This window comes from Deinococcus maricopensis DSM 21211 (assembly GCF_000186385.1).
GTDB lineage: Bacteria > Deinococcota > Deinococci > Deinococcales > Deinococcaceae > Deinococcus_B > Deinococcus_B maricopensis.
Genome location: NC_014958.1, coordinates 2,836,800 through 2,862,401 on the forward strand (window position 1 = coordinate 2,836,800; position 25,602 = coordinate 2,862,401).

Below are 25,602 nucleotides of genomic sequence, written 5' to 3' on the forward strand. Positions count from 1 at the left end.
CCGTGAGGGGCAAGGCGGCGGGCGCCACGGTCGTGGCGGGCAGCGTTGCTCCGGGTCATCCTGCGCATCATAGCGGCTGGCAGGCGGTGCCACGGTGAAGTCAACGTGAGAAAACTGACTTTCTCATGGTCTGTCCTCATTTTCTGTGGTTTGTCAGGCGCCAAAAAACCTCATCAGTCCACAGAAATGATGAGAGTGACCTGACGCCACTCTTCATGTATGAGTCCAGCATGAGGCAGCGCACGTTCTTCTGGCACAGCAGCTACACTGCCCCCATGACGCCCCGACGACTGGGCCTGACCGGCAGCATCGGCAGCGGCAAGAGCACCGTCGCGCACCTGCTGCGCGCCCGCGGCCTGCCCGTCCTCGACGCCGACGCCGCCGCGCACGCCGTCAGCAGCCACCCCGCCACCCTCGCCGAGGTGGCCGCGCAGCTCGGCCCGCAGTACGTCCAGCCGGGCGGGCTGCACCGCCCCGCCCTCGCCGAACTCGTGTTCCGCGACCCGGACGCACGCGCCACCCTGAACGGCATCATCCACCCACGCGTCCGCGCGCACCTCGCCGCGCAGGAAGCGCAAGCTGCCCAGGCAGGCGCCGCGTGGGTCGTGCAGGACGTCCCCCTGCTGTTCGAGGGTGGCCTGGACGCCAGCATGGACGCCACCCTCCTCGTGGACGCCCCACTCGACGTGCGCGTGGCGCGCGTGACCGCCCGCGACGGCCTGCGCGCCGAACAGGTCCTCGCCCGCGACGCCGCGCAGATGCCCGGCGCCGAGAAGCGCCGCCGCGCCACCATCACGCTCGAGAACGACGGCGACCTCGCACACCTCGAACGTCAGCTGGACGCCGCGCTCACGGCGCTGGGCGTCCCGACCACGCCACCGTCCTCCGCAAAGTAGTCGAGCTGCATGGCCGCGCGCACCGCGCCCATGGTGCAGGCCGCCACGGCGCGGCCCCGCTGCGTACCCGCCTGCACGACGCCGCGTACGTACCCCAGGTCCCGGGCGTACTCCGCGCGGCGCGCGCGAATCGGAGCGAGCGTCCCGTCCAGCACCTCCAGCAGACGCCGCTTCACCTTCACGTCACCCAAGCCGCCACGGCGGTAGTGCGCCTTCAACGCGTCCACGCCCGCGCGGTCCGGGTCGAACGCATCGAGGTACGCGAACACCGGGTTGCCCTCCACCGTGCCAGCGTCGTCGGCGCGCAGGTGGTTCGGGTCGGTGTACATGCCGCGCACCTTGCGGGCCACCTCGTCCACGCTGTCCGACAGGAAGATGGCGTTGCCGAGGCTCTTGCTCATCTTCGCGCGGCCGTCCGTGCCAGGCAGACGGGCCGTCTCCCCCACCAGCGCCTTCGTCTCGGTGAGCACCGGGGCGTACAGGCGGTTGAAGCGCCGCACGATCTCGTTCGTCTGCTCGATCATGGGCAACTGATCATCGCCGACGGGGACGAGGTGCGCGCCGAACGCCGTGATGTCCGCCGCCTGCGACACCGGGTACACGAAAAAGCCCGCCGGGACGTTCTCACCAAAGCCCTTCTGCGCGATCTCGTGTTTGACGGTCGGGTTCTGCCGCAGGTGCGACACCGTCACGAGGTTCAGGTACAGCACCGTGAGCTCCGCGATTTCCGGCACCATCGACTGCACCACGAACGTGCACGCCTGCGGGTCCAGGCCCACCGCGAGGTAGTCGAGGGCGACTTGCAGGACGTTCGCGCGGACCCGTTCGGGATGCTCGAAGGTGTCCGTGAGGGCCTGCACGTCCGCAATCAGGATGAAGGTGTCGTACTCGCGCTGCAGGCGCACGCGGCTTTGCAGCGAGCCGACGTAGTGGCCGATGTGCAGCGGGGCGGTGGGACGGTCTCCGGTCAGGATGCGTTGGCGCATACGGTCCTCCTCAGGACAGGCAAAAACAGGCGCGCCCGGAAGACATTCCGGGCGCGCCAGGACAGGCGAAGGTTCCCGGACTCAGCCGGGCCACCACATCGCCGTCACGCGTTGCATACGAGGAGCGTACCAGATCACGCGCGGCGCGCCGTCCGCCATCTGCGCAGGCGGGGGTGCAGGGCCGCGCCTCACCCCCGAGGGGCGTCAGGTGTTCTTGAGGGCCGCCGCGATGAACCCTGCGAACGGCGGGCTGGCGCGCATGGGGCGGCTCTTGAATTCCGGGTGTGCCTGCAGCGCCACAAAGAACGGGTGGCCGGGCAGCTCGATGCTTTCCACCAGGCCCGCGCCGCGCCCCGCCATGCCGGGCGTTACGCCGCTGATGGTCAGGCCAGCGTCCTGCAGCGCCTCCACGTACGCGGGGTTCACCTCGTAGCGGTGACGGTGGCGTTCCATGACGACGCCGCCCTGCGGCACGCCGTACAGCTCCGCGATGCGCGTGTCCGCGCGGAGTTCCATGGGCCAGTCGCCGAGGCGCATGGTGCCGCCCATGCCCGCGACCTCCAGCTGCTCCGGCATCAGGTCAATGACCTTGTGCGGCGCGTACGGGTCGAACTCGGCGCTGTTCGCGCCGGTCAGGCCCGCTTTGTGGCGGGCGTACTCGATCACGGCGATCTGCATGCCGAGGCAGATGCCGAGGTACGGCACGCCGCGCTCGCGCGCGTACTGCGCCGCGCACACCTTGCCTTCGATCCCGCGGATGCCGAAGCCGCCGGGCACGAGGATGCCGTGCGCGCCCTCGAACTGCCCTTCGATGTCGCCCTCGATTTCCTCGGCGTTCACCCACTTCACGTTCACGCGCGCGCCGTTCGCGACGCCCGCGTGCGTGAGGCTTTCGAGCAGGCTCAGGTACGCGTCCGGCATGGCCGTGTACTTCCCGGCGATGGCGATGGTCACTTCCCGCTCGGGCTTCTTGATGACGTTCACGGCGTTCTGCCACACGCCCAGGTTCGGGTGCGTGCGCTCCAGGCGCAGTAGGTCCTCCACGGCCTTGCCGAGCCCCTGCTCCTCGAGCGCGAGCGGCACCTCGTAGATGTGCGGCACGTCGAAGCTGCTGAACACGCGCTCGCCGCGGACGCTGGTGAACAGCGCGATCTTGCGGGTGATGTCCTGCGGGAGTTTCTCCTTGCTGCGGACCATCACGATGTCCGGGCTGATGCCGTACGAGCGCAGGGCCGCCACGGAGTGCTGCGTGGGCTTCGTCTTGAACTCGTTGCTGGTGCCGAGGTACGGCACGAGCGTGAGGTGCAGGTACAGGGTGTTCTCGTCGCCCTCGTCGAAGCGGAACTGGCGGATGGCCTCCAGGAACGGCAGGCTTTCCATGTCGCCGACGGTGCCGCCGACCTCCACGATCACGACTTCCGCGCCGGCGCGTTCCCCGGCCACGCGGATGCGGCGCTTGATCTCGTCGGTGACGTGCGGGATGACCTGCACGGTCTGCGACAGGTAATCGCCGGCGCGCTCGCGGCGGATGACTTCCTGGTACACCTGTCCGGTGGTGATGTTGCTGCCTTCGGGCACATCGAGGTCGAGGAAGCGTTCGTAGTTGCCGAGGTCGAGGTCGGTTTCCGCGCCGGACGCGGTCACGAACACCTCGCCGTGCTCGTACGGGCGCATGGTGCCCGCGTCGATGTTGATGTACGGGTCGATTTTGACGGCGGTGACTTTCAGGCCGCGGGCGCGCAGCAGCGCTCCGAGGCTCGCGGTTGCCACGCCCTTGCCGAGGCTGCTGACGACGCCGCCGGTCACGAAGATGTATTTCATGCGTTTCCGAGCGCCGCCCCCACTGGCCGGGAGCAAAAAACGAAAAATCGGAAGCGCTCGGCCTCCGGGATTCCAGTATACATGGATCAGCGCTCCGCAACGAAACGCGGCCTTCCGGCCGGTGGGTTCGCGGTACAACCGGGTGATGCCCCTCCCCTTTTTCCTCTCGACGCTGCTGCTGCCGGCGCTGGCGAGCGCGCCCCTGCCGCTCGCGGCGCAGACGCCCGAAATCACCCTGACGACCCTGACGTGCGGGACCGGCCCGGACGTGCCCGAGCCCACGCAGCCCCTGCCGGACCTCGTGACGGGCCGCGTGGCGTTCTACGCAGAACGCTTCGACGCCAGGACGCTCGCGCCCGTCGCGGCCGTGGGCCTCGACGCGGACCGCGTGGTGCCGCTCGCCAGCGCGTACAAGACGCTGGTGGCGTGGAGCGTCCTGCGGGACGTGGACGCCGGCCGCCTGAACCTCAGCACCCGGGTCACGAGCACGCCGGCGAACCGCAGCATCGAAGGGTACTCGCGCGGCACGAACGCGCTCGGGACGCTGCTGGAACGCTCCATCGTGAACAGCGAGAACACCGCCGCGGACATCCTGCACCGCGCGACGGGCGTGCGGGCCGTCGCGGACCTCGCCGTGCGCGCGGGCGGCCCGTGCGTGCGCGTGGAAACGCCGAACAAGGCGTACTGGGCCGCGCAGGCCGGGCAGCTGCCGCAGCTGTTCCCGGCGCTGACCCGCACGGAGTTGCGCGCCAGCGCGGAAGCGCAGTACGCCCTCCCGCGCGACGCGCGCCTGGAACGCTCGCGCGCGCTCACCACCGCGGCCCTGAATGTCGACCCGGACGCGCTGCGCCGCGAGGTGGACGCGTACTTCAAGAGCGACCGGTACGACCCGCAGGTGGACACGCTGCTGTTCAACAACGCCACGCCGCGCAGCTTCACGGACGCGCTGAAGGTCGCGTTCACGCGCAACGACCTGAAGGTCACGACGAACCGGACGTTCCGGAACGTGATGGCGCAGGGCTGCTGCCGCCCGAAAGCGCCCACCCTGAAGTTCACGTACTGGGGCGCGAAAGCGGGCAGCGGGTGGCGCCTGCTGACGCTCAGCGGGTACGTGGAACTGCCGGACGGCGGGCGCGTGGCGTACCTGTACGCGAACACGGACAGTGACGCCAGCGAGGACGCGGAGATCGAGGCGCAGATCCGCCCGGTGGTGCAGTGGATCGACGGGGTCCTCGCGGACCTCGTGCGCGCCAAATGAAGCGCAGGTAGCAATTGCCAAGTATGGGGGCCTGCGCGATTGGCAGGCTCCCGCTTCCACGCCGCCCGCGCTGTGCGCTTCGGCCTTCCCGCGCGCGGGCAGCGCGTGCTCTAGTGAGGACCGTGAACAAGGAGTTCGAGTCCGCGCTCGCCGCGCTGGACGGCCTTCAGGACGGCATGACCATCATGGTCGGCGGGTTCGGGCTGGTCGGCGCGCCCCTCACGCTCATCGACGCGCTGTGCGAACACGGCGCGAGCGACCTCACCATTATCAGCAACAACCTCGGCGAACCCGGCGGGAAGGGCCTGTCGCGCCTGCTCGGCCTGGGGCGCATCCGCCGCGCCATCGGCAGCTACTTCACCAGCAACCCGGAAGTCGTCGCGGCCGTGGAGCGCGGCGAACTGAGCGTCACGCTGCTCCCGCAGGGCACCCTCGCGGAAGCGATCCGCGCGGGCGGCGCGGGCCTGGGCGGATTCTTCACGCCGGTCGGCGCGGGCACCCTGCTCGCCGAAGGCAAGGAGCAGCGCGAGATCGGCGGGCGACTGCACGTCCTCGAAGCGCCGCTCACGGCGGACTTCGCGCTCGTGCGCGCCCGCACCGCCGACGCGTACGGGAACCTGCACTACGCGCGCACGCAGCAGAACTTTAACCCCGCCATGGCGAGCGCCGCGCGCGTCACCGTAGCGGAAGTGGACGACGTCGTCCCCGTGGGCGCCCTTGACCCGGAAGCGGTGCACACCCCGCACGTGTTCGTGTCACGCCTCACGCGCGCGCGCACGCTCATCACGGACGTGAAGAGCGTGCAGGAGATGCTCAAGTAGGTCTTCTGGCGGGGGTGCCTCCCGGCGACGGTGGCCCCGGCGGTATACTGGTGTTTCGCTTATGACCCGAGAAAAAATCACCATGACCCGCAAGGGCTACGACAAGCTCCGCGAAACCCTCGAATACCTTCAGACCACCCGCCGCGAACAGATCAGCGAGTACATGGGCAGCGCCCTCGCGGACGGCGACATCCGCGAAAGCGCCGCGTACGACGAGGCGCGCATGCAGCAGTCCGAGAACGAGGCGCGCATCCTCGAACTCGAAGACCAGCTGTCCCGCGCGCAGATCGTCGAGGAAGGCAGCCAAACCGGCATCGGCCTCGGCGCGAAGGTCCGCGTGAAAGACGCCAAAGGCAACGAGCGCGACATCGAGATCGTCGGCACGTACGAAGCGGACGCCCTCAAAGGCAAAATCAGCGACCACAGCCCGCTCGGCCAGGCCCTCGCCGGACACGGCACCGGCGACATGGTCGTCGTGAACCTGCCCAAAGGGCAGCAGAAGTTCACGGTCATCAGCGTCAAGTACGACTGACGCCCGGGTGAGGTGAACCTCACCCCGAGCGCAGCGGGTCGTCCGCGCGCCACCAACTGAACGCGCGCGACCCACTCACCTCAGGAGGCAGGAACATGACTCAGGCAACGGCACAGGCCAGCACCACGGCGCCCACCATGGGCACGCGCGACGTCATCGCGGCACGCGCCGCGCGGGAATTGCGCGAGCATGACATCGTGAACCTCGGGATCGGCATTCCCGCGCTCGTGCCCCGCTACCTGAACGGCCTGAACGTGTTCCTGCACAGCGAGAACGGCGTGCTCGGCTTCGGCGAGACGCCCACCCCGGACGAGGTCGACCCGGACCTCGTGAACGCCGGGAAGCAGCCCGTGAGCATGCGTGATGGGTGCGCGTTCTTCGACAGCAGCGCGAGCTTCGGCATGATCCGCGGCGGGCACGTGGACGCCTGCGTCATCGGCGCGCTGCAGGTGAGCGCCAGCGGCGACATCGCCAACTGGGCGGTACCCGGCAAGGCCGTGCTGGGCGTGGGCGGCGCAATGGACCTGTGCGCGGGCGCGCGGCGCGTGATCGTCACGATGACGCACACCGAACGGGACGGCACGCCGAAAATCGTGCCCGCGCTGACGCTGCCCGCCACGGCGTTCGGCGTGGTGGAACGCATCGTCACGGAACTCGCCGTGTTCCGCGTGGAAGCGGGCGCGCTCGTGCTGGTGGAACTCCAGCCGGGCGCGACCCTGGAGCAGGTGCAGGCCCGCACGGGCGCGCCGTTCACCGTCCGCCCCGACTGAGGCAGACCAAGAAAGGAGGCCCAGGCATTCGCCTGGGCCTCCTTTCTTGGTGTTACGGCGCCGCCACCGCGACGGGCCGACGCTTTGGCAGGCGCACGGCGGGCAGGTCCCGCACGTGATCCTCGATCAGGCCGCCGCCGAGCAGGCGCGTGCCGTCGTACAGCACGGCGCTCTGCCCGGGCGTCACCGCGAACTGCGCCTCCGCGAACGCCAGCTCGAACCCGTCCTCGTCAGCGCGCAGCACCCGCGCGCGCACGGGCTTCGTGCGGTAGCGGACCTGCACGTCCACTTCCTGCGGCAAGTCCGCGACGTCCAGCAGGTAGTTCGCGCCGCGCGCCCGTACGCCCGTCCACTGGCAGTCCACCTGATCGCCGACCCACACGATGTTCGTGTCCGGGTCGAGGTGCACCACGAAGCGCACCTCGTGCGTCTTGTACAGCCCCAGGCCCTTCTTCTGCCCGAGCGTGTAGAACTGCGTGCCCAGGTGCTCGCCGACCACGTCGCCCGTGTGGATGTCCACGATGTACCCGGTGCGCTGCGGCACGAACTCCGCCACGAAGTCCTTCACGGCGCCCGGCACGAAGCAGATGTTCTGACTTTCCGGCTTCTGCGCCGTGAGCAGGCCGTGCTCCTCGGCGATCTCGCGCACGCGGGGCTTCTCCATCTGCCCGACCGGGAACAGGATGTACTTCAGCGCGTCGCGGGGCGTGCCCCACAGGAAGTACGTCTGGTCCTTGCGGGGGTCGTCGCCGCGGTGGAACTGCACCTCCACGCCGCCGTCCGCGGTGGGCACGTCCTCGCGGCGCACATAATGGCCGGTCGCGACGTACTCGCAGCCGAGCATGCGGGCCTTCTTGACGAGCGCGTCGAACTTCACCTTGGTGTTGCAGTTCACGCAGGGGTTCGGCGTGCGGCCCCGCGCATAATCCTCAAGGAACGGGTCCATGATGTTGCGCTTGAACTCGTCACGGTAATCCAGCAGATAGAACGGCACGCCCACCTGGTCCGCCACGCGGCGCGCCTCGTACGCGGCGTCGGGCGAGCAGCAGGAATCGAAGGTGTCCGTGCGTTTGTTGTCGGGCCAGAAGCGCATCATGGCGCCAATCACGTCATAGCCCTGGTCTTTGAGCAGCTGGGCGCTCACGCTGGAGTCCACGCCGCCAGACATGGCGCACAACACTCGTTTTCCGGTTCCTCCGCTCATGTCGGTCATCGCAACTGCCGAGAGTAGCAGCCGCGGGGCGCGTCAAGGGTGGGGCGGGTCACGAGCGGTGTTCCCTCCTGCGTCACGTGGCGGATCCAGCGGGGTGCGCGGGCCGCCACGTTAACGGGCGTCATGCGCCGACGAACGCTGGTGCCGTACAGCGCCCAGGAAGCGTCCGGCGACGCCTGCGTGGACCGCGAGCTGGTCGCGCTGCTCGGGCGGGGTTCGTGCTGAGCAGCGGCGACCCGGACCGCGCGTGGCGCCGCGCGAAGCGGAGGGACCACGCGCGCTGCGTGGGCGGGACACCTCGCGTGCGACGCCATTCACTTCGCCGGCGGGAACATGGGCTGACACGCCCTGCGCGCGCATGGGCGGACGTCAGCGGGGTGTTCGTCGGCGTGAGCGCCGGTTCGGTGTTGAGCACGCCAACCATCGGCACGGCGTTCCTGGGCGCATACAGCGACACTCCCGGGGCCAGCGACCTCACCAGGCTGGAGCTGGTGGCGTGCGCGCACTTCGACGGCAGGCCCGAACTGCACGTACGGCCTGCCGGTGTACGCCTGCACGGGCGGGTCGGGCTCCTGGTGCAGGGGACGAGGGGCGCCCCATCGGGGAGGGCACGCCCATCCGACCCTGACGGTTCGCGCGCACGCGGAGCCTGAAGTGTGCGCTTCTCGCTTCCGCTGGCCCTGCCGTCGCCGGCACTCGCGGCGTCCCCGTGAGGGGCCGTCCTGAACGCCCGACTTTGGGCTCCGGGTGGACGTCCCCACGCACCTTGTCCGCGCGGCACCGGAGCCGGACAACGGCGATGGTCGCCGCTGGCGCACGCCGGACGGGGAGGTGGAAGTGCGCGCGTTCGCGGCGTACGCACCGTTCGTGCTGGACCGCCTCACCGTCAACGCGAACCTCGCTGACAGTTCGAGGAGACCGGCGGGTTGCACGTCACGTCCGTGCGCAGCGACGCGTCTTCATGCTGTCCGGGTTCCTGCCGGGGGACCGCATCGTGTACCGGAGGACGTTCATAGAGTGCGCATCGCGCGGAGCCTCACGCCCGCCGTACGATAGGGCGGTGATCGCCTCCGACCTGCTGCTCGACGCCGCCGAGCGTTTTGGAACGCCCCTCTACGTGTACGACGCTGCTGAACTCGACGCGGCCGTGGGGCGGGTGCGCGCGGCGTTCGGGCACGCGCGCGTCTCGTACGCGATGAAAGCCAACTCGAATCTCACCGTCCTGCGGCGCCTGCAGGCGCGCGGCATCGGGTTCGAGTGTGTGAGCCTGGGGGAACTGCACCGCGCGCGCGAGGTGGGCGCGCGCGGCGACGACGTTCTCGTGAACGGCCCGGCGAAAAGCGCGGAAGAGTACACGCTCGGCGCGGCGCTCGGCGCGACGTTCATCGTGGACCGCGAGGAGGAGGTGGCGCTCCTCCCGCCGCGCTCCAGGGCGCTGGTGCGCGTGAACCCGGCGCTGGACGTGAGCACGCACGACCACCTCGCGACGGGCGCGGCCATCAGCAAGTTCGGCGTGCGCCTCGACGTGGCCGCGGACGTGCTGGCGGCGCTGCGCGCGGCGGGGCATGACGCGCGCGGCCTGCACGTGCACATTGGGAGTGCCATCCGGGATGCGGCGGATTTCGAGCGGGCGTTCGCGCGCCTCGCGGACCTCGCGCCGCTCACGGGGCCGCTGGAGGTGCTGGACGTGGGCGGCGGCTGGAGCCTCGACGCGGACCTGCACGGCATCGCCGCGCGGGCGCGTGAGGCAGCGTCGGCGTTTGGCGCGCAGGTGTGGGTGGAGCCGGGCCGGTACCTCGTGGCGGGCGCGGGCGCGCTGCTCACGCGCGTGGTCGGCCTGAAACGCACCGGGCGGTCCTTCGCACTCATCGACGCGGGCATGACGGAACTGCTGCGGCCCATGCTGTACGGCGCGCAGCATCCCGTGCAGGCGCTGTGGAGCGGCGCGGACGTGCAGACGTACGACCTGGCTGGCCCGGCGTGTGAGAGCGGCGACCTGCTCGCGCGGGATGTGCGCCTCCCGGAGCCGCACGTGGGCGCGGTCATCGCGGTCGGGGAGGCGGGCGCGTACGGCGCGAGCATGAGCAGCACGTACCTCACGCGCTCGCGCCCCATGGAGGTCCTCTGGGACGGCGAATGGAGCGTCATTCGCCGCCGGGAAACGCCGCAGGACCTCTGGGCGACCGAGGTGTAACCGTCCAGGGCCGAGGCGCGCCCGGTACCTCGGCCGGGCTGCTCAACCAACCTGTCGGCGGCACGGCCGTGTCCCGCTCCTCTAGCGCAAGGCGGCGACGCGGCCCAGAGGGGCGGCCTCGACCGAGGAGGCTCAGGGGCGTGAGATCGAGGTGCCCGCGCAGCAGCTTCGAGCGCCTCGGGTGCGGGCTTCCGGTGGTGCGGCTGGGAGCAGGGTGACGGTGGCCAGCACCGCTCGGAGCGCCAGCCATGCCAACTCGACCAGCACAGAGTCCGGCGATGCTTCCGGCACGTTCAGGCCTCTGTACCCGCCGGGTCTGCCCTGGTTACTTCGCCAGGCCCACGTAATCGGGCTCGGTGAACACGCCTCCCTGCGTCCGCTCGCTGATCGCGTCCTCCGGCCCGTGCAGGGGCTCGACCTCACTCGCGTACGCCTCCGCGTCGTCCTGCGGCACGTACCCCAGGGCGTCCCACCCGTCCGGCGTCATCCACGCGCGCGTGTTCCCGCTGATGCCCGCCACCGTCAGGTACGTGATGCCCGGCGCCGTCAGCCCCCGGTACACCAGTTGCGCCGCGTCACGCGGGCTCAGCCACGTGCTGAGGTGCCGACGGTCCCGCGGCCGCTCCTGGAACGAGCAGATGCGGACGTTCACGACCTCCAGGCCGTGCTTCTCCACGTACATCCGCCCGAGCGCCTCGCCGAACACCTTGCTCACGCCGTAGAACGTGTCTGGGCGCACCGGCACGTCCGGCGTGATGGGTGTGCGCGGGTGGTACCCGACCGTGTGGATGCTCGACGCGAACACCACGCGGCGCGCGCCTGCCTGACGCGCCGCCTCGTACACGTGCTGCGTGCCGTCCATGTTCACGCGGCGGATCATGTCGTACGTGTGCTCGTTCGGGATGCCGCCCAGGTGCACCACGCCGTCCACGCCCCGCAGCACCTCCAGCATCTGCGCGGCGTCCGTCAGGTCCGCCTGCATGACCTCCTCCCCTGCCCCGGCCTCGCCGAGTGGCGCGATGTCCGTGAGGCGCAGGGTGGGGCGCTCGGTGTCGGGAAACAGCGCGGGCAGCTGGGCGCGCAGCGCGCGCCCGATCTCGCCGGCCGCGCCGGTGATCAGGATGCGGTTCATGCGCGCATCATCGCACGGCGGCGTCCCTCATCAGACGGGCGGGGGCGTTCTGCTACCCTGTGGGTGCCCGCTGTTCTGCATGGATAACCAGGGGGCCGCCCGCGTTCCTCATGGAACGACTCGCGCTGAACCATGCGCCGCCCCGCCACGCGCGGGCTCGCGCACGTCAGGCCGGCGGCTTTTGGAGTTCACATGACCAGCACGCACATGCAGGAGGCCGCGCGCCTCGCCCTCGAGAACGTTACCAGCGGCCACGGCGGCCCGTTCGGCGCCGTCATCGTCAAGGACGGTGAAATCATCGCGCGCGGCGCGAACAACGTCACGGCCTCGAATGATCCGACCGCGCACGCGGAAGTCACCGCGATTCGCGCGGCCGCCGCGAAGCTCGGGCGGTTCGACCTGTCCGACTGCGAGATCTACACCAGCTGCGAGCCGTGCCCGATGTGCCTGGGCGCGATCTACTGGGCGCGGCTGCAGCGCGTGCACTACGGATGCACGCAGGCCGACGCGGACGCCATCGGGTTCAGCGACCAGTTTATTTATCAGGAGCTCGACAAACCCAAAGCGGAGCGCGCGCTGCCCATGCTGCCCGAGGGCCGCGAGGAAAGCCTCGAAGCCTTCAGGGCGTGGACGCACAGCACCGAGAAGATCGAGTACTGATCGGGGGTGCGGTCGGGGCGTAACGCCGCGCGGCGTCACGCCCCGACCGCGCTGTTCAGGCGTGAGAAGCCGGGTCGTCGCTCGCGCTGGCCGGCTCGTCCGGCGTGGCGGGCAGGGGCGGGACGGTCCAGCGGACGCTCAGGCCCAGGCCCACGACGATGAGCACCAGCCCGATCACGCCGCCCACCACGCCGGCCGTCATGATGGTCTGCCCGAGGTGCGCGCCGTCAGGATCGCCGTTGTCATTGAAGCCCATCAGGAACAGGCTGGCGCCGAGCACGTACCCTGCGCCGCACACCAGCGCCACGCCCAGCAGGGCCGTGAGACATCCGCCCAGGCGAAACGACGCGCGGGGACCATCAGCGTCTGTCATGCGGCCATTGTGCACGCTGGCCGTGACGCGGCCACGCAGATGTGCCCACCCGCGGGGAGCGCTGTCCCGGCACGCTTATGCTGGGCGCATGACGCAACTGGACGTGGGCGCGGTGTTCCTGGCGGAAACGATCACGCGGATGCAGGCCGTGCGGGACCTGGGCGCGGGGGCACTCGCGCAGCTCCGCGCGGAACAGTGGCACGCGGCCCTCGGCCCGGACGAGAACAGCGCCGCGGTCATCGTGCAGCACCTCGCGGGGAACATGCAGTCCCGCTGGGCGGGCTTCCCGGACGCAGACGGTGAGAGCGCCGCCCGGGACCGCGACGCCGAGTTCGACGATCAGGGCCTGGACGTGTCGGCGCTGCTGGCCCGCTGGGACGCGGGGTGGGCGGTGTTCCTGGCGGCTTTGGAGCGCCTGACGCCCGAGGACCTGACGCGTACGGTCACGATTCGGGGGGAGGCGCACACGGTGCTCGCGGCGGTGCAGCGGCAGGTGGCGCATTACAGCGGGCACGTGTACCAGCTGGTGTTCCTCGCGCGGCACCTGCGCGGCGCGGACTGGCGGACGCTCAGCATTCCGCGCGGCGGCAGCGCCGCGTTCAACGCGCGGATGGCCGAGCGCCACCCCGGGCGTTAGGTCGGGGTTTGCGGGGCCTCCTCGTGCGCTGCGGGGAGGCGCAGGACGCGCGTGGCGACGTTCTGGATGAGGCGGCGGTCGTGCGTGGCGAGCACGACCGTGCCGGGAAAGGCGCGCAGGGTCGCTTCGAGGGCGTCGGTGGCGCGCGCGTCGAGGTGGTTGGTGGGTTCGTCGAGCAGCAGCAGGTGCGCGCGGGTGACGCTGAGGCGCGCGAGGATCAGGCGGGTGCGCTGCCCGCCGGACAGGGCGCTCAGGGGGCGGTCCGGCTGGCCGGGCAGGCCGAGGTGCGCGGCGACCTCGTGCAGTTGGTGGCGGGTGAGGGCGGGGTTCGCGGCGAGGAGCGCGTCGGCGATGGTGGCGTGCCGTTCGAGTTCGTCGGCGTGCTGCCCGAGCGTGGCGACGCGCAGGCCCGCGCCGCGCGTGACGCTGCCCGCGTCGGGCGTGAGGTTGCCCGTGAGGAGGTGCAGCAGGGTGGTTTTGCCGCTGCCGTTCGGGCCGACCAGCGCGAGGCGGTCGCCGCGGCGGACGTGCAGGGTGAGGTCGTGCAGGACGATTTGGTCGGCGCGCGCGAACGTGACACCGCTCAGGGTGGCCACCTCGCTCGGACCGGGCGGCATGGGCGGCAGGTCCAGACGGAGCTCGCGGTGGTCCTCGTAGGGTTTCTCGACGACGTCCATGCGTTCCAGGCGGCGCTCCAGCGTGCGCGCGCGGCTGGCGAGGGTGTTGCTGACGCTCTCGGCCTTGTTCTTGGCGAGGATTTTCGCCTGGTTGCCGGCGCGGGCGGGGTTGAACCGTCCGGCGCTCTCGCCGGCGGAGTGCAGCCGGGACGCTTCCTGCGTGAGCGCGGCGCGTTTGCGTTGGGCGGCGGCGTGGTCGCGGGCCTGAGCGGCGCGCAGCGTGGCTTTGACCTGCATCGCTTCGGTGTACGGGCCGGGGTACGCGGTGAGGGTGCCGCGTTCCAGTTCGAGGGTGCGCGTGCACGTCTCGTCGAGGAACGCGCGGTCGTGGGAGGCGATGAGGCACGCGGCGGGCGTGGCGCGCAGGTACGCGGCGAGCCACGCCTGCGCGGCCGCGTCGAGGTGGTTGGTGGGTTCGTCGAGCAGCAGCAGGTCAGCGTCCGTGAGCAGCAGGCGCGCGAGCAGGGCGCGGCGGGTCTGCCCGCCGGACAGGGCGTGCGCGGGCGCGTCCGGGTCGAGGTGCAGGCCCGTGAGGACGGCACGGGCGCGCGTTTCGGCGTCGTACCCGCCGGCGGCCTGGTACGCGGCCTCAGCGTCGGCGAAGCGCGCGAGGGCGTCCGGGGTGGGGTCGGTGAGGGCCTGCGCGGCGGCGTCGAAGGTGGCGCGCGCGTCGCGGATGGCGCCGGGCAGCGCGGCGTCCAGCAGGGTGGCGCCGCTGAGGTGCTCGGCCTGTTCGAGGTACGCGGCGCGGCCGGTGACGTGCACGGTGCCCGCGTCGGGCGCGTGCAGGCCCGCGATGACGCGCAGCAGCGTGGTCTTGCCGCTGCCGTTCTCGCCGATCAATGCGGCGCGTTCCCCGGCGGGCAGGGTGAAGGTGACGTTCTGGAAGACCGGGTGGTCGCCGTGGCGTGCGGCGACACCCACAAGGTGCAGGGACATGACGGACCTCTCGGACGCGCCCGCCGCGTGCGCGGCGGTCAGAAGGGGGGTTCTGGGGGCAGTCAGAGGGTCAGGTCGGTCACGTCGGGCGGGCTCCTTGAGTGGGGCGACAGGCAACTCCCGGCACTCCGGGCAGTGTCGCCATGGTGCCACCCACGCGGCGGGCGGTCATCGGCCAGATGGCGGAGGTCAGCGGAGGCTGAGCAGCCCGGCACCCACCAGGAGCGGCCCGGCGAGCGCCGTGAGGCCGGCGGCGCTGCAGGCCATGGCGATGCCGGCGGGGAGCAGGGCGCACGCGAGGCGCACGGTGAGGTCCGGCGCGGCCATGCCCGCCCAGTCGGCCGCCCGTAGGGTCAGGGGCACCGCCGCGAGCGGCAGGGCGAGGGCCACCAGCGCGAGCGGCGTGGGCAGCAGCGCGGCGCCGCCCACCCCGGCCAGGAGGGCGCCCATCAGGGCGGCAGGCAGGGCCCGTCCGAGTCGCCCCGCGCGGGCGGGCACCGGGAGCAGCGACGGGGCGGGCCGAGGCGAGCGGCGAGGCCCGCGAGCGGCAGCGCAAGTGGGAAGACCGCCGTGAGCGGGTCGAGGTGCGGCGCGATCATCAGGGCCACCGGGATGAGTGGCGCCCACAGCAGCGGGTGCGGGGCGCGGAGGAGGTGCAAGGTGGCGCGCCACAAGGGCGCCCGCAGCGGGCCCCACTGTGCGGGCGGGGCAGGGGGCGTCCAGGCAAGGCGTGAACGTTGGCCAGGGCGGCGGCGCGGTGGGGCCCGCCGCCCGGTCTACCGGGCGGCCCATTGGGCGGCGCGGTGCGCGCCGAGCGTGAGGGCGCGCGGCACGAGCGTCCATGGCGGGTCCGCCCAGTGGGGGTGGAAGGGGAGCGCCCACGCGATGAGCATGACCGCGCTGGCGGCGACGGCGGGCGGGAGGGCCAGCGTGCCCATCAGGAACACGAGCGCCCCGAGCAGGCCCGGGCGGGCCTGGCCGGGACGTCCGGCGAGCAGGGTCAGGGCCGGTCGGGTGGCGGCCAGGGCGGGCAGGGCCAGGATGGTCCCGGCGAGGGCCGGAAACAGCGCCGCGAGGGCGACCGCGCCAGTCAGGGCGAGCAGCGTGGCGGGCGCGGCGGCCCGCAGGCGCGGCCACAGCAGCGCGGGCGTCCACGGGTGCGGTCAGCAGGTGCGCGGCGTCGCGCTCGTCGAGGTGCAGGGGCGGCCAGGGCGAGGCGGGGGTCGTGGCGAGCCAGGGTGTACCGATCACGACGCCGACCAGCGTGGGGAGGGTCGCCGGCCAGGGCAGCGCAGGTGTGAGCTGCACGGCGCTCACCAGCCCGATCAGCGCGGCCACAGCCAGGCTCAGGCCCGCGCTGACCAGGCCGGTTTCGCGGGCCCAGCGCTACCACGCGCTCGCGCACGCCGGAGGGTCATGGTCCGCACGAACCGCGCGGCGTTCACCGGGCGGCCTCACGCACTCGGCCGTCCTGCAGGTCGAGGGCGCGCACGGGCAGGCCGGTCAGGTCGTCCGTGTGCGTGGTGAGCAGCGCGGCGCGGCCCTCGGCGATCAGCGTGGCGAGGGCGGCGCGCAGGGCGTCACGGGCGGCGTCGAGAGCGTTGAAGGGTTCGTCGAGCAGCGTGACCGGCCGGGCGAGGCCGACGGTGAGTGCCAGCGCCACCTTCTGCCGCTGCCCGCGGGACAGGGCCGCCGGGCAGCGGCAGAAGGTGGTCGTGCAGGCCGAACCGCGCGAGCGCGTCCAGCAGGGGGCCTTCGGGGACGCCGTACGCGAGGGCAGTGAACCGGACGTGTTCCTGGACGGTCAGGTCGTCGTACAGGGGGGCGTCGTCGGGGACGTATGCGAAGCGCGCGCGGGCGGCGAGGGTGTGCGGGGCGTGCCGGTCGAGGGTGATGTCGCCGGCACGTTCGGTCAGGCCGGCGAGGGCGCGCAGCAGCGTGCTTTTGCCAGCGCCGTTCGGCCCGCGCAGGTGTACGAGGTCGCCGCGCTGCACGCTAAAGCTGAGGTCGTCGAGGACCGCGTATCCGTCGAGGGTGACGTGCAGGTGTTGAGCCTGGAGGAGCGCGCCCATGGAGTGCGGTCTGCCTGCTCAGGTGGGGCGGACCGCAACTTTGCCTCCACCTGAGCAGGCAGACCGCTGGAGCCTGAACCGCAGGAACCGGGGTGCCGAACGGCACCCCGGTTCCTGCGGTCGGCTGCTTACGCGCCGGTGTCGCCGAGGTCGACGTCCGCGAGGCCCACGCGGTTCAGGGCGTCCACGAACGCTTCGGGGGTCACGTGCCCGTGCGCGAGCCCGCCGGTCAGCTGGAACGGCTCGAATCGGTCGGTGCCGCGTTCCAGGGTGATCGCCTCGCCGGGCAGGGCGTGCACGTGGAAGCCGGCGCGCACGCCCGCGTCCGCGAGGGCAGCGCCGATGGCCGCCCAGGCGCTCGCCTGCGTTTGGTTGTCGTCCATGCCACGCTCCGCGAGGCGTTGGCGGCGGGCCGTCCAGGTGTGGGGGTTGCGGGCGAGCTCCGGCAGGTCGCGGGCGGTGAGGCCGCGCAGGTGCTCACGGAGGTGCTCGCGCCGCTCACGCCACTGCGGCGCCCACACCTGCGTGCCGATGTCCGCCCATTCGACGGGTTGCAGTTCCTGCCGGTGCTCCATCAGGAACTGCAGGAGCGCGTGCTCGGCGCTTTCGGTGTCCTGCAGGAGCGTGTCAGCGGGCGGGTCGGTGTCGGGCGCGCTGCGTTTCGGGAGGCGAGCGGCGGCGCGCAGGCGCTCGGTGAGGGTCGGGTGCGTGTCGAACGGGTCGCTGCTGGCGGCCTGGGCGCGCTCCTGGTGCGTTTCGAGCCACTGCGCCACGTCCGGCGTCTGCAGGTAGTGCATGAAGCCCAGGCCGAGCGGCGCGCGGTAGCCGCTGCGCAGCACCGGCACCGTTTCGGTCTGCCAGTAGTGCGCGAAGGCGGGTCCGCCGCTGTGGACGCGCTGCAGGCCGTCCATGAGGGCCTGTGGGCTGGTGACGCGCGCGGCGACGCGGTCCGCTTCGAATTCCTGCGCGCGGCTGATGGCGTACGTGAGTTTCAGGAACCCGAGGGTGTACCAGCGGAACGGGTGGCGGAGGATGTGCCCGAATTCGTTGAGTTCGTGCACGGTGCGGGCCATGCTTTTGCGCACGCGGTAGATCCACGCGCCGAGGCGGGTGTCGCCGCCGCTGTAGTGCCCGAATTCGTGCGCGAGGACTGCGCGGAACTGCGAGACCGTGAGGAGGTGCATGAGCGGCAGGCCGATGGCGAGGATGCGGCGGCGGCCGTAGTCGGCGACCCAGGCGTTCACGTCGGGCAGGAGGTACACCTCGTCGGGCATGCGCTGCCCGGTGGCGCTGGCGACGCGGCGCAGCTCCCGGAACAGTTGCGGTTGCGTGGCGGGCGTGACCTGCGGGCCGGGCGCCTGGAAGGTTTCGCGGCGCGGAATGATGCTGTAGAGGACGACGCCGCCGCCGAGCAGGCCGAACAGGGCGAGCTTCAGGTCGACGCGGTGCAGGGTCGTCCATTCCCAGTACGGGATGGACAGCAGCGCGGCGGCAATGCCGAGGGCGAGCAGGTAGAAGAGCACCATCAGCAGCAGCGCGAGGGCAATGCGGAGGCGCAGGGCGGCCGGTCGGGGGGACGAGTTCATCTTCATGCAGGGTAGGGCGTTTCCTCATGCGTCGTGCGCAGATCTGCGGACGCGCTGCAGGGCAGCGGCGCGTCGGGCGCTCACATGTGCACGTGAAAGGTGGACAGGTGACGGAGGTGCTGCGCGAGCCGCGCAGGGGTGGCGTGCGCGAACGCCCGGAACTCCCGCGTGAAGTGCGCCTGGTCCGCGAACCCCAGGTCCACGGCGAGCGCGGCGAGCGGCACGTCCGGCTGCTGCCACAGGCGGTTGTGCGCCTCCTCGAAGCGGATGAGCCGCGCGAGGACCTTGGGCGTCACGCCGACTTCCGCGCGGAACTGCCGTTCCAGGTGGCGGACGCTGACGTTCGCCGTGTCCGCCAGGTCAGTGATGCGCGCGGCGCCGAGCGAGGCGTACAGGTGCGTGGCGGCCTGCACGCCGATGCCGGGCGCGCGGGCGTTCGTGCGGGCGCGCGCGAGCAGCCACGTTTCGACGTGCCCGCGCGCGTCCTCCCACGCGCCGAGCGTGAGGAGCGCGCGGACCTGCGCGCCGAGGCGCGTGAGGGTGGGGTCGCGCGCGGGAGCGAGGGTGGGGTCGTCGCCGTCGGTCCAGCCGAGCAGCTGCTGCGCGCCCCACGGGTAGAGCTCCACGCCCAGCGCGCGCATGAAGCCCACGGACACCACGCGCAGCGGCGTGCGGTGCAGGCCCAGCACGTACGTGGGCGGGAGGCGCGTCAGGTCGTCCGCGCCGGGCGTGCCGACGTGCGCGTCGCCGCTGTAGAACGTGAGGCGCACCGTGCGTTCCGGCATGAAGTGGTGGTCCTGCGTGTGGGGCGTGTGCTGCTCCTCGACCGACCAGTACGTGCGGACGAGCCCGCGCAGGGCGGGGTGGGGCGGCGTCTCGCGGTACGGCATCCCGTTCAGCATGACGGGGGCGCCCGCCGGGCGCATCCGCCAATCCGCCCACCTCGCCCCTGCCGCGCGCTCAGCGGGCGGTGACGGTCCAGATGCCCGCGAACGCCACGAGCTGGTCGTTGCGGTTGAGTTTCGGGGCGTCCATGGCGCTGATGCTGCCGTCGAGGTACAGCGCGTCCGGGCAGCGCAGGCGGTCACGGAAGAACACCGCGAACGCGTAGAAGTTCACGGGCGCGTCGCTGATGACGAACTTCACGGTGCCGTCCGTGCACACGCCGACGCCGCTGCGCACCTTGAAGCTGGTGCTGCGCGCGTTGAATTCGGGGTGCAGGCGTCCGCCCTGCACGAGCAGCGGCCCGGACTGCGTGGCGTACGTCGGTTGCAGGTTCGCACGTTTGAACGCGCCCGTTTCGGTTACGCCCGCGCGGGCGCCCTTGAGCCAAAACACGCCGTTCGGGAGGAGCGCGAAATTCCCGCCGGACCGGGCGTTGTTGATGGGCACGAGCGTCCGGCCGTTCTCGACGTGCAGCCCCAGGGGGCGCAGGCCGGGCGCGTAGATGCCGCTGTTCGTGGCGAACAGCAGCCGTTCCCCGCGGGCCTTCAGGGCGTCACGTACGGCGCCGAAGGTGCCGTACACCTCGCCGTTCGGGCCGCGCCAGTGCAGTTGCAGCCGGTCGCGGCGGGGGTCCACGCCGACGACGGTGTACGGCGTGCCGCGGTAGGTGAGGCTCGTGAAGGTGAGGGCGTCGGCGCGGGGGGCGCAGGCGCTGAGGAGCAGCAGGGCGGGGAGGGCGGCGCGCTTCACGCGCGCATGATGGCGTGCGGGGCGGCATGAAGCGTGAGGGCCGCCCCGCGTGGGCGTTCAGGGCGTGTGGTTCTGCCCGACGGTGGCGGCGAGGAACGCGAGGATGTCCGCCTGCTCCTCGATTTTCAGGTGCGTGGGTTTCCCGGCCCCGTGCCCGGCCTGCCGGCCGACGCGCAGCAGGATGGGCGCGTGGCCCGCCTGCGCGTGCTGGAGGGCCGCCGCGAACTTGTACGAGTGCGCGGGAACGACGCGGTCGTCGTGGTCGCCGGTTGTGATGAGTGTCGGCGGGTACGCGGTGCCCGGCTGGACGTTGTGCAGGGGACTGTAGCGCCGCAGCGTCCGGTAGCCGTCGGGGTCGTCGCTGGTGCCGTAGTCGGACGCCCACGCCCACCCGATGGTGAACTGGTGGTAGCGGAGCATGTCGAGGACGCCCACCATGGGGATGGCCGCGCCGAACAGGTCCGGGCGTTGCGTGAGGCACGCGCCGACCAGCAGGCCGCCGTTGCTGCCGCCGTTGATGGCGAGGCGCGCGGGGGTGGTGACGCCGCGCTCGATCAGGTCCTCGGCGACGGCGATGAAGTCGTTGAAGACGTTCTGTTTGCGTTCGCGGGTGCCCGCCTGATGCCACGCGCGGCCGTACTCGCTGCCGCCGCGCAGGTTCGCGCTCACGTACACGCCGCCGCGTTCCACCCACGCGACGGTCTGCAGGGAGAAGCTGGGGAGCAGGCTGTGGTTGAAGCCGCCGTAGCCGTACAGGAGCGTGGGGTGCGGCGTGCCGGGCGTGAGGTCGCGGCGGCGCACCGTGAAGTACGGGACGCGGGTGCCGTCGCGGCTGCGCGCGAAGTCCTGCCGCACCTCGAACGCGGCCGGGTCGAACGCGAGCGGGATGTCCGCGAGGCCTTCCAGGGCGCCGTCTGGGACGCGCAGGTGGTGCGGGGTGGGCGGCGAGATGAAGCTGGTGAGGGTCAGGAACACGTCCGGGTCGTCGGCGGTGGCGTTGACCTCCAGCACGGACGCGAGGTCCGGGAGGTGCACTTCGCGCAGGGGCGTGCCGCGGCGGTCGTGGATGACGAGGCGGTCGCGCGCGTCGCGCAGGCTCACGGTGACGAGCGCGTCGCGGGCGACGGCGACGGTGTGGAGGGTGTCGGCGCTGGCGGCGATCACGTCGCGCCGCTCGCCGGTGCTGAGGTCCCAGGCGATCAGCCGCCCGGTGGGGGCGTCCTCGTCAGTGAGGACGTACAGCGTGGAGCCGTCCATGCCGACGACGTCGTAGCTCGCGTGGAAGTCCCCGACGAGTTCGTGGAACGCGCCGTCCGCGCCGAGGTCCCGCCACCACAGCAGGTTCTGGCGCAGCGTTCCCTTCCAGACGGACACGATCAGGCGCCCGGTGTCGCGCATGATGCGCGCCTCAAAGCCCCATTCGGGCTGGTCGGGCCGCGCGAGGAGCAGTTCGTCGTCCGCCTGGGGCGTGCCGAGGCGGTGCAGGTACAGCTTCTGGTGGAGGTTCACGCTCACGTACGCCTCGCCGCTCGCGGGCGCGTCGTAAGCGCTGTACAGGAAGCCGCTGCCGTCTGGCAGCCACGCGGCGCCGCTGAACTTGCTCCACTGCACGACGTCCGGGAGGTCCTCGCCGGTGTCGACGTCGCGGACGCGCCAGGTGAGCCAGTCGCTGCCGCCCTGCTGCGTGGCGTACGCGAGGCGCGCGCCGTCGTGGTGCACGTGCACCTGCATGAGCGCGACGGTGCCGTCGTCGCTGAGGGTATTGGCGTCCAGCACAGTGCGCCACGGCCCGCGGGGCGCGTCCGCGACCTGCAGTTCCGGCTGGTTGCGCAGCCCGTCGTTGTGCGTGCGGAAGTACCGCGCGCCGCGCCGCCAGGGCGTGCCGGGCTTCGGGAAGTCCCACAGGTCCGCGAGCCGCTCGCGGAACGCCTCGCGGTCGGGGCTGGCCGACAGGAACGCTTCGGTGTGCGCGTTCTGCGCGTCCACCCACGCGCTGATTTCTGCGTTCTCGGCGTCCTCCAGCCAGCGGTACGGGTCCGGGACGCGCTCTCCGTGGTACTCGTCGACGTGTTCGGTGCGGCGCGCGGCGGGGGCCGCGCCCGTCAGTTCCTGGTTGTTCACGCGCGCAGCATAACAGTCGGGCGCGCGCGGCCAGGGCGCGCATGGTGCCGCAGGGCCCGTTCGGGGCGCGCGGGGGCGGTAGGCTGTGGGCGTGAACAAACTGCTGATGCTGGCCCTTCTGGCCGCCGACGGCGCCCACGCCGCCTGGGTGCCCGTCAAGCCGCTGTCGGACACGCCCGTGCGCACGTTCAAGGCGCCCGCGTGGGTGATCGACCCGGCCCGTAACTACCGCGCGGTTCTGAACACCACGCGCGGGAACGTCACCCTGCAGTTCACGCCGCAGGCCGCGCCGAAGGCCGTGAACAACTTCGTGTTCCTCGCGCTGAACCACTTCTACGACGGCACGCGCTTCCACCGCGTGATCGACGGGTTCATGGCGCAGGGCGGCGACCCGAACAGCGCGGACGCCGCGAAGAAGACCGCGTGGGGTCAGGGCGGCCCGGGGTACGGGTTCTTCGTGGAGCTCGACCCGGCGCTGCGGTTCGACGCGGCGGGCGTGCTGGGCATGGCGCGTTCGCAGAGCTACTTCTCGCAGGGCAGCCAGTTCTTCATCACGCTGGCGCCCGCGACGTTCCTGAACGACCAGTACACGGTGTTCGGCCGCGTCGTGGAGGGCATGGACGTCCTTCAGAAGCTCACGCGTACCGCCACGAGCGGGCAGGGCGGTGAGACGGCCATTCAGGACGCCGTGCCGGACACGCTGAGCGGCGTGACCATCCTGGTTGAGGAGGCGGACAAGTGATCGTCGACCTGCGCAGCGATACGGTCACGACGCCCACGCCGGAGATGCGGCGCGCCATGAGCGAGGCGGTCGTCGGCGACGACGTGTACGGCGAGGACCCGACCGTCAACGAGCTGCAGGCGGAAGCGGCGCGCACCCTGGGGTTCGAGGCGGCGCTGTTCATGCCGAGCGGCAGCATGACGAACCAGGTGGCAATCGCGGTGCACACCGGGCGCGGCGAGGAGGTCATCTGCGCGGAGGGCAGCCACATCTACGAGTGGGAACTCGGGATGATGGCGGCGTTCAGCGGCGTGGTGCCGCGCTTCGTGCCGGCGCCGCTCGGCGTGCCGGACCCGGACGACGTGCGCCTCGCGGTGCGGCACAGCGTGCACCAGTCCCCGTCGGGCCTGATCAGCCTGGAGAACACGCACAACAAGGCGGGCGGGACGGTCATTCCGCTGAACGTGATGCACGCCATTCGCGGCGTTGCGGACGCGGAGGGGCTGCCGCTGCACCTGGACGGCGCGCGCGTGTTCAACGCGGCGGCGGCGCTGAACGTGGACATCGCGGAGGTCGTGCGGCCGTTCCATTCGGTGAGCGTGTGCCTCAGCAAGGGGCTGGGCGCGCCGGTGGGGAGCGTGCTGCTGGGCACGCGCGACTTCATTCGCCGCGCGCACCGTTACCGCAAGATGCTGGGCGGCGGCATGCGCCAGGCGGGGATTCTCGCGGCGGCGGGCCTGATCGCGCTGCGTGAAGGGCCGGCGCGGCTCGCGGAGGACCACCGCCGCACGCGCGAACTGGCGGTGGCGCTGCTGGACGCCGGGTACGACGTGAACCTCGCGGCGGTGCAGACGAACATCATTTACGTGAACATGCCTGAAGCGCAGCTGCAGGTGGGCGCGTGGGAGCAGCAGGGCGTGCGGGCGAGCGCGCTCGGGCCGACGAGCGTGCGGTTCGTGCTGCACCACCAGATTACGGATGAGCACCTCGCGCGCGCGATTGAGGTGCTGACGAAGCAGGTGCCGGTCGCGTGAGTGCGGAGCGTACGCCCGAGGGGTACCTGGTGCCGGACGTGCTCGCGCCGGGCCTGACGCTGGTGCTGGTGGGGACGGCGCCCAGCCAGATCAGCGCCCGGGCGCGCGCGTACTACGCGAATCCCAGCAACAAGTTCTGGGCGTCGCTGTTCCAGGCGGGCATCACGCCGCGGCAGTTCCAGCCGCGTGAGTACCCGGAGCTGCTGGCGCTGGGGGTGGGCCTCACGGACGTCGCGAAGCGGCATTCGGGTGTGGACGCGGCCCTGCCGGACGAGGCGTGGGCACCCACGGAGCTTCAGGAGAAGATCCGGACGTACGCGCCGCGGCTGGTGGCGTTCACCAGCAAGCGCGCGGCGAGCGAGGCGACGGGCGTGCCCACAGGACGCATTCCATACGGCCTGCAGGCAGGGTCGTTCGAGGGGGCGGAGCCGTGGGTGCTGCCTTCCCCCAGTCCGCTGGGGCACAATCACTTCCAGATCGGGCCGTGGGTGGCGCTCGGGGAGCGGTACCGGGCGCTCAGGGGTTCGTGAAGTACAGCTGACGGTGCCCGGCGCGGCAGTGCGCCAGGAAGCGCGCGCCGTCCCGTTCGAGTTTCGCGTCCGCGCCGCAGGCGGGGCAGCGGACCTTGAGCGGGGCGCTGCCGTGGCAGGCGCGGCAGTGCAGGGCGTAGGCGTACTTTCCGGGGGTGATCTCGACGTCCGGGCTGTCGCAGTGGCGGCAGCGGAGCGGCGTGGCGGCGGGGTGCGCCTGCGCGCGCTGCTCCTGTGAGCGGCGGACCACGCCGGTGGTGGGGGCCTCGCCGGGGGGCTGGTCGGGCATGCGTTCAGGCTAGCGCCCCCGGGCCGGGAGGGTCAGTTGTTGGCGCGTGGGCCGCTGCTCTGGGTGCCGGGCGTGAACGGGTCGGCGTCGAAGAAGGGCGCGCCGACGCTGCGGACGATGTCGAAGTAGCTCAGGGCGCCCCAGGAGGTCAGGCCGAAGCCGCGGTTCAGGCATTTCTCGCGGGCGACGCCCTGCGTGCCCGGCTGGTACCACTTGTAGCTGGGGGTGGGGACCTGCTGGCGGCACAGGGTCTGGAGGTCGTTGCGGAATTTCTCGTCGACCTGCAGGCGGCTCCAGCTGCGGAAGTCGATGACGCCGCCGTTGATGCGGTCGTAGACGATGCCGCCGGCGTACCCGGCGTCGTGGAGGTCGCAGGCGGGGCGGAAGTTCACGCCGCGCGTGGGGGCGAGGGCGTTCGTCCAGGAGTCGACGTAGCTCTGGGTGTCGGCGAAGTAGTTGACGAGGCTGCTGATGGCGCCGATGCCGGTGTCGCCGCCGCAGCCGTTGGAGTAGGCGGTGGCTTCGAAGGGGGTGTCGGGGGTGTTGTTGGGGTTGAGGTCGGCGTGGGCGAGGCCGCTGAGGGCGAGGGTGGTGAGCAGGGTGCGTCGTGTGTGCATGGGTTCCCTCCAGGAAGCATGAAGCAAT

Annotated in this window: 28 protein-coding genes; 11 read left to right on the forward strand and 17 right to left on the reverse strand. The window is 71.6% G+C overall.

Annotated features, from left to right (window positions below; genetic code table 11):
* Positions 1-275: 275 nt before the first annotated feature.
* Positions 276-896: a dephospho-CoA kinase gene (coaE, locus tag DEIMA_RS13315; protein WP_148234964.1), complete on the forward strand. Its 621-nt coding sequence runs from the start codon at positions 276-278 to the stop codon at positions 894-896.
* Here the strand turns inward: coaE and trpS are convergent.
* Positions 833-1,882, reverse strand: coding sequence for a tryptophan--tRNA ligase (trpS, locus tag DEIMA_RS13320; protein WP_013557789.1), 1,050 nt, complete (start codon positions 1,880-1,882; stop codon positions 833-835). The genes coaE and trpS overlap by 64 nt on opposite strands.
* Positions 1,883-2,086: 204 nt before the next feature.
* Positions 2,087-3,703 (reverse strand): CTP synthase, encoded by a 1,617-nt coding sequence (locus DEIMA_RS13325; protein ID WP_013557790.1) that lies wholly within the window; start codon positions 3,701-3,703, stop codon positions 2,087-2,089.
* A 145-nt stretch (positions 3,704-3,848) separates the two neighbouring features.
* On the opposite strand from DEIMA_RS13325, the gene DEIMA_RS13330 reads away from it, so the two are divergent.
* From DEIMA_RS13330 to DEIMA_RS13345, 4 genes are all read left to right on the forward strand, one after another.
* The gene (locus tag DEIMA_RS13330) at positions 3,849-4,961 is read left to right on the forward strand and encodes a serine hydrolase (RefSeq protein ID WP_013557791.1); all 1,113 of its coding nucleotides are present in this window, start codon (positions 3,849-3,851) and stop codon (positions 4,959-4,961) included.
* A gap of 122 nt (positions 4,962-5,083) precedes the next feature.
* A complete protein-coding gene (locus DEIMA_RS13335) occupies positions 5,084-5,782 on the forward strand; it encodes a CoA transferase subunit A (protein WP_013557792.1) in 699 nt (232 codons plus the stop codon).
* 61 nt (positions 5,783-5,843) lie between these two features.
* Positions 5,844-6,314 (forward strand): transcription elongation factor GreA, encoded by a 471-nt coding sequence (locus tag DEIMA_RS13340; protein WP_013557793.1) that lies wholly within the window; start codon positions 5,844-5,846, stop codon positions 6,312-6,314.
* 95 nt (positions 6,315-6,409) lie between these two features.
* Positions 6,410-7,084: a 3-oxoacid CoA-transferase subunit B gene (locus DEIMA_RS13345; RefSeq protein ID WP_013557794.1), complete on the forward strand. Its 675-nt coding sequence runs from the start codon at positions 6,410-6,412 to the stop codon at positions 7,082-7,084.
* 52 nt (positions 7,085-7,136) lie between these two features.
* Here the strand turns inward: DEIMA_RS13345 and mnmA are convergent, their stop codons facing one another.
* A complete protein-coding gene (mnmA, locus tag DEIMA_RS13350; RefSeq protein WP_013557795.1) occupies positions 7,137-8,297 on the reverse strand; it encodes a tRNA 2-thiouridine(34) synthase MnmA in 1,161 nt (386 codons plus the stop codon).
* A gap of 961 nt (positions 8,298-9,258) precedes the next feature.
* On the opposite strand from mnmA, the gene lysA reads away from it, so the two are divergent.
* On the forward strand, positions 9,259-10,491 hold the full coding sequence (gene lysA / locus DEIMA_RS13355) for a diaminopimelate decarboxylase (RefSeq protein WP_013557797.1): 1,233 nt from the start codon (positions 9,259-9,261) through the stop codon (positions 10,489-10,491).
* A gap of 325 nt (positions 10,492-10,816) precedes the next feature.
* Here lysA and DEIMA_RS13360 read toward each other — a convergent pair whose 3' ends face one another.
* Positions 10,817-11,623, reverse strand: a complete 807-nt coding sequence (locus DEIMA_RS13360) for an NAD-dependent epimerase/dehydratase family protein (RefSeq protein WP_013557798.1) — start codon at positions 11,621-11,623, stop codon at positions 10,817-10,819.
* 192 nt (positions 11,624-11,815) lie between these two features.
* Between DEIMA_RS13360 and DEIMA_RS13365 the strand changes: the two genes are divergently transcribed.
* Positions 11,816-12,283 (forward strand): nucleoside deaminase, encoded by a 468-nt coding sequence (locus DEIMA_RS13365; RefSeq protein WP_013557799.1) that lies wholly within the window; start codon positions 11,816-11,818, stop codon positions 12,281-12,283.
* A gap of 55 nt (positions 12,284-12,338) precedes the next feature.
* On the opposite strand, the gene DEIMA_RS13370 is transcribed toward DEIMA_RS13365, so the two are convergent.
* Positions 12,339-12,656, reverse strand: coding sequence for a hypothetical protein (locus DEIMA_RS13370; protein ID WP_013557800.1), 318 nt, complete (start codon positions 12,654-12,656; stop codon positions 12,339-12,341).
* Between the two features lie 88 nt (positions 12,657-12,744).
* Here DEIMA_RS13370 and DEIMA_RS13375 point away from each other — a divergent pair, with 88 nt between their 5' ends.
* Positions 12,745-13,293, forward strand: a complete 549-nt coding sequence (locus DEIMA_RS13375; protein WP_013557801.1) for a DUF1572 family protein — start codon at positions 12,745-12,747, stop codon at positions 13,291-13,293.
* Here DEIMA_RS13375 and DEIMA_RS13380 read toward each other — a convergent pair.
* The 10 genes from DEIMA_RS13380 to DEIMA_RS13415 all read right to left on the reverse strand — a co-directional run bounded on the left by DEIMA_RS13380 (position 13,290) and on the right by DEIMA_RS13415 (position 22,383).
* Positions 13,290-14,909 (reverse strand): ABC-F family ATP-binding cassette domain-containing protein, encoded by a 1,620-nt coding sequence (locus tag DEIMA_RS13380; RefSeq protein WP_013557802.1) that lies wholly within the window; start codon positions 14,907-14,909, stop codon positions 13,290-13,292. The two genes, DEIMA_RS13375 and DEIMA_RS13380, sit on opposite strands and share 4 nt — an antisense overlap.
* Before the next feature lie 189 nt (positions 14,910-15,098).
* Positions 15,099-15,359: a hypothetical protein gene (locus tag DEIMA_RS13385; protein WP_013557803.1), complete on the reverse strand. Its 261-nt coding sequence runs from the start codon at positions 15,357-15,359 to the stop codon at positions 15,099-15,101.
* Positions 15,359-15,568 carry a hypothetical protein gene (locus tag DEIMA_RS13390; protein WP_148234965.1) on the reverse strand — a complete coding sequence of 70 codons (210 nt, stop codon included), beginning with the start codon at positions 15,566-15,568 and terminating at the stop codon, positions 15,359-15,361. The genes DEIMA_RS13385 and DEIMA_RS13390 overlap by 1 nt, the downstream gene beginning before the upstream one ends.
* 117 nt (positions 15,569-15,685) lie before the next feature.
* A complete protein-coding gene (locus tag DEIMA_RS18315) occupies positions 15,686-15,856 on the reverse strand; it encodes a hypothetical protein (RefSeq protein WP_169311943.1) in 171 nt (56 codons plus the stop codon).
* A 494-nt stretch (positions 15,857-16,350) separates the two neighbouring features.
* The gene (locus DEIMA_RS18425; RefSeq protein WP_052303318.1) at positions 16,351-16,572 is read right to left on the reverse strand and encodes a hypothetical protein; all 222 of its coding nucleotides are present in this window, start codon (positions 16,570-16,572) and stop codon (positions 16,351-16,353) included.
* Positions 16,490-16,981: an ATP-binding cassette domain-containing protein gene (locus tag DEIMA_RS18970; RefSeq protein WP_076736888.1), complete on the reverse strand. Its 492-nt coding sequence runs from the start codon at positions 16,979-16,981 to the stop codon at positions 16,490-16,492. The genes DEIMA_RS18425 and DEIMA_RS18970 overlap by 83 nt, the downstream gene beginning before the upstream one ends.
* 128 nt (positions 16,982-17,109) lie before the next feature.
* On the reverse strand, positions 17,110-18,567 hold the full coding sequence (locus DEIMA_RS13400) for a M48 family metallopeptidase (RefSeq protein ID WP_043816769.1): 1,458 nt from the start codon (positions 18,565-18,567) through the stop codon (positions 17,110-17,112).
* Positions 18,568-18,647: 80 nt separating this feature from the next.
* Positions 18,648-19,469: an AraC family transcriptional regulator gene (locus DEIMA_RS13405; protein ID WP_169311944.1), complete on the reverse strand. Its 822-nt coding sequence runs from the start codon at positions 19,467-19,469 to the stop codon at positions 18,648-18,650.
* A gap of 58 nt (positions 19,470-19,527) precedes the next feature.
* A complete protein-coding gene (locus tag DEIMA_RS13410; protein ID WP_013557808.1) occupies positions 19,528-20,262 on the reverse strand; it encodes a phosphodiester glycosidase family protein in 735 nt (244 codons plus the stop codon).
* Between the two features lie 57 nt (positions 20,263-20,319).
* On the reverse strand, positions 20,320-22,383 hold the full coding sequence (locus tag DEIMA_RS13415) for a prolyl oligopeptidase family serine peptidase (RefSeq protein ID WP_013557809.1): 2,064 nt from the start codon (positions 22,381-22,383) through the stop codon (positions 20,320-20,322).
* A 91-nt stretch (positions 22,384-22,474) separates the two neighbouring features.
* Between DEIMA_RS13415 and DEIMA_RS13420 the strand changes: the two genes are divergently transcribed.
* Genes DEIMA_RS13420 through DEIMA_RS13430 form a run of 3 tightly spaced genes read left to right on the forward strand, consistent with a single transcriptional unit; the run spans position 22,475 to position 24,668 of the window.
* Positions 22,475-23,125, forward strand: coding sequence for a peptidylprolyl isomerase (locus DEIMA_RS13420; protein ID WP_342622107.1), 651 nt, complete (start codon positions 22,475-22,477; stop codon positions 23,123-23,125).
* A complete protein-coding gene (locus DEIMA_RS13425; protein ID WP_013557811.1) occupies positions 23,122-24,138 on the forward strand; it encodes a threonine aldolase family protein in 1,017 nt (338 codons plus the stop codon). The genes DEIMA_RS13420 and DEIMA_RS13425 overlap by 4 nt, the downstream gene beginning before the upstream one ends.
* A complete protein-coding gene (locus DEIMA_RS13430; protein ID WP_013557812.1) occupies positions 24,135-24,668 on the forward strand; it encodes a mismatch-specific DNA-glycosylase in 534 nt (177 codons plus the stop codon). The genes DEIMA_RS13425 and DEIMA_RS13430 overlap by 4 nt, the downstream gene beginning before the upstream one ends.
* Here DEIMA_RS13430 and DEIMA_RS13435 read toward each other — a convergent pair.
* Both DEIMA_RS13435 and DEIMA_RS13440 read right to left on the reverse strand, forming a co-directional pair.
* Positions 24,655-24,957, reverse strand: a complete 303-nt coding sequence (locus tag DEIMA_RS13435; RefSeq protein ID WP_043816773.1) for a eukaryotic translation initiation factor eIF-2-beta/eIF-5 family protein — start codon at positions 24,955-24,957, stop codon at positions 24,655-24,657. The genes DEIMA_RS13430 and DEIMA_RS13435 overlap by 14 nt on opposite strands.
* A gap of 32 nt (positions 24,958-24,989) precedes the next feature.
* Entirely contained in the window at positions 24,990-25,574 is a 585-nt protein-coding gene (locus DEIMA_RS13440) for a hypothetical protein (protein WP_013557813.1), read from the reverse strand.
* Positions 25,575-25,602 lie beyond the last annotated feature (28 nt).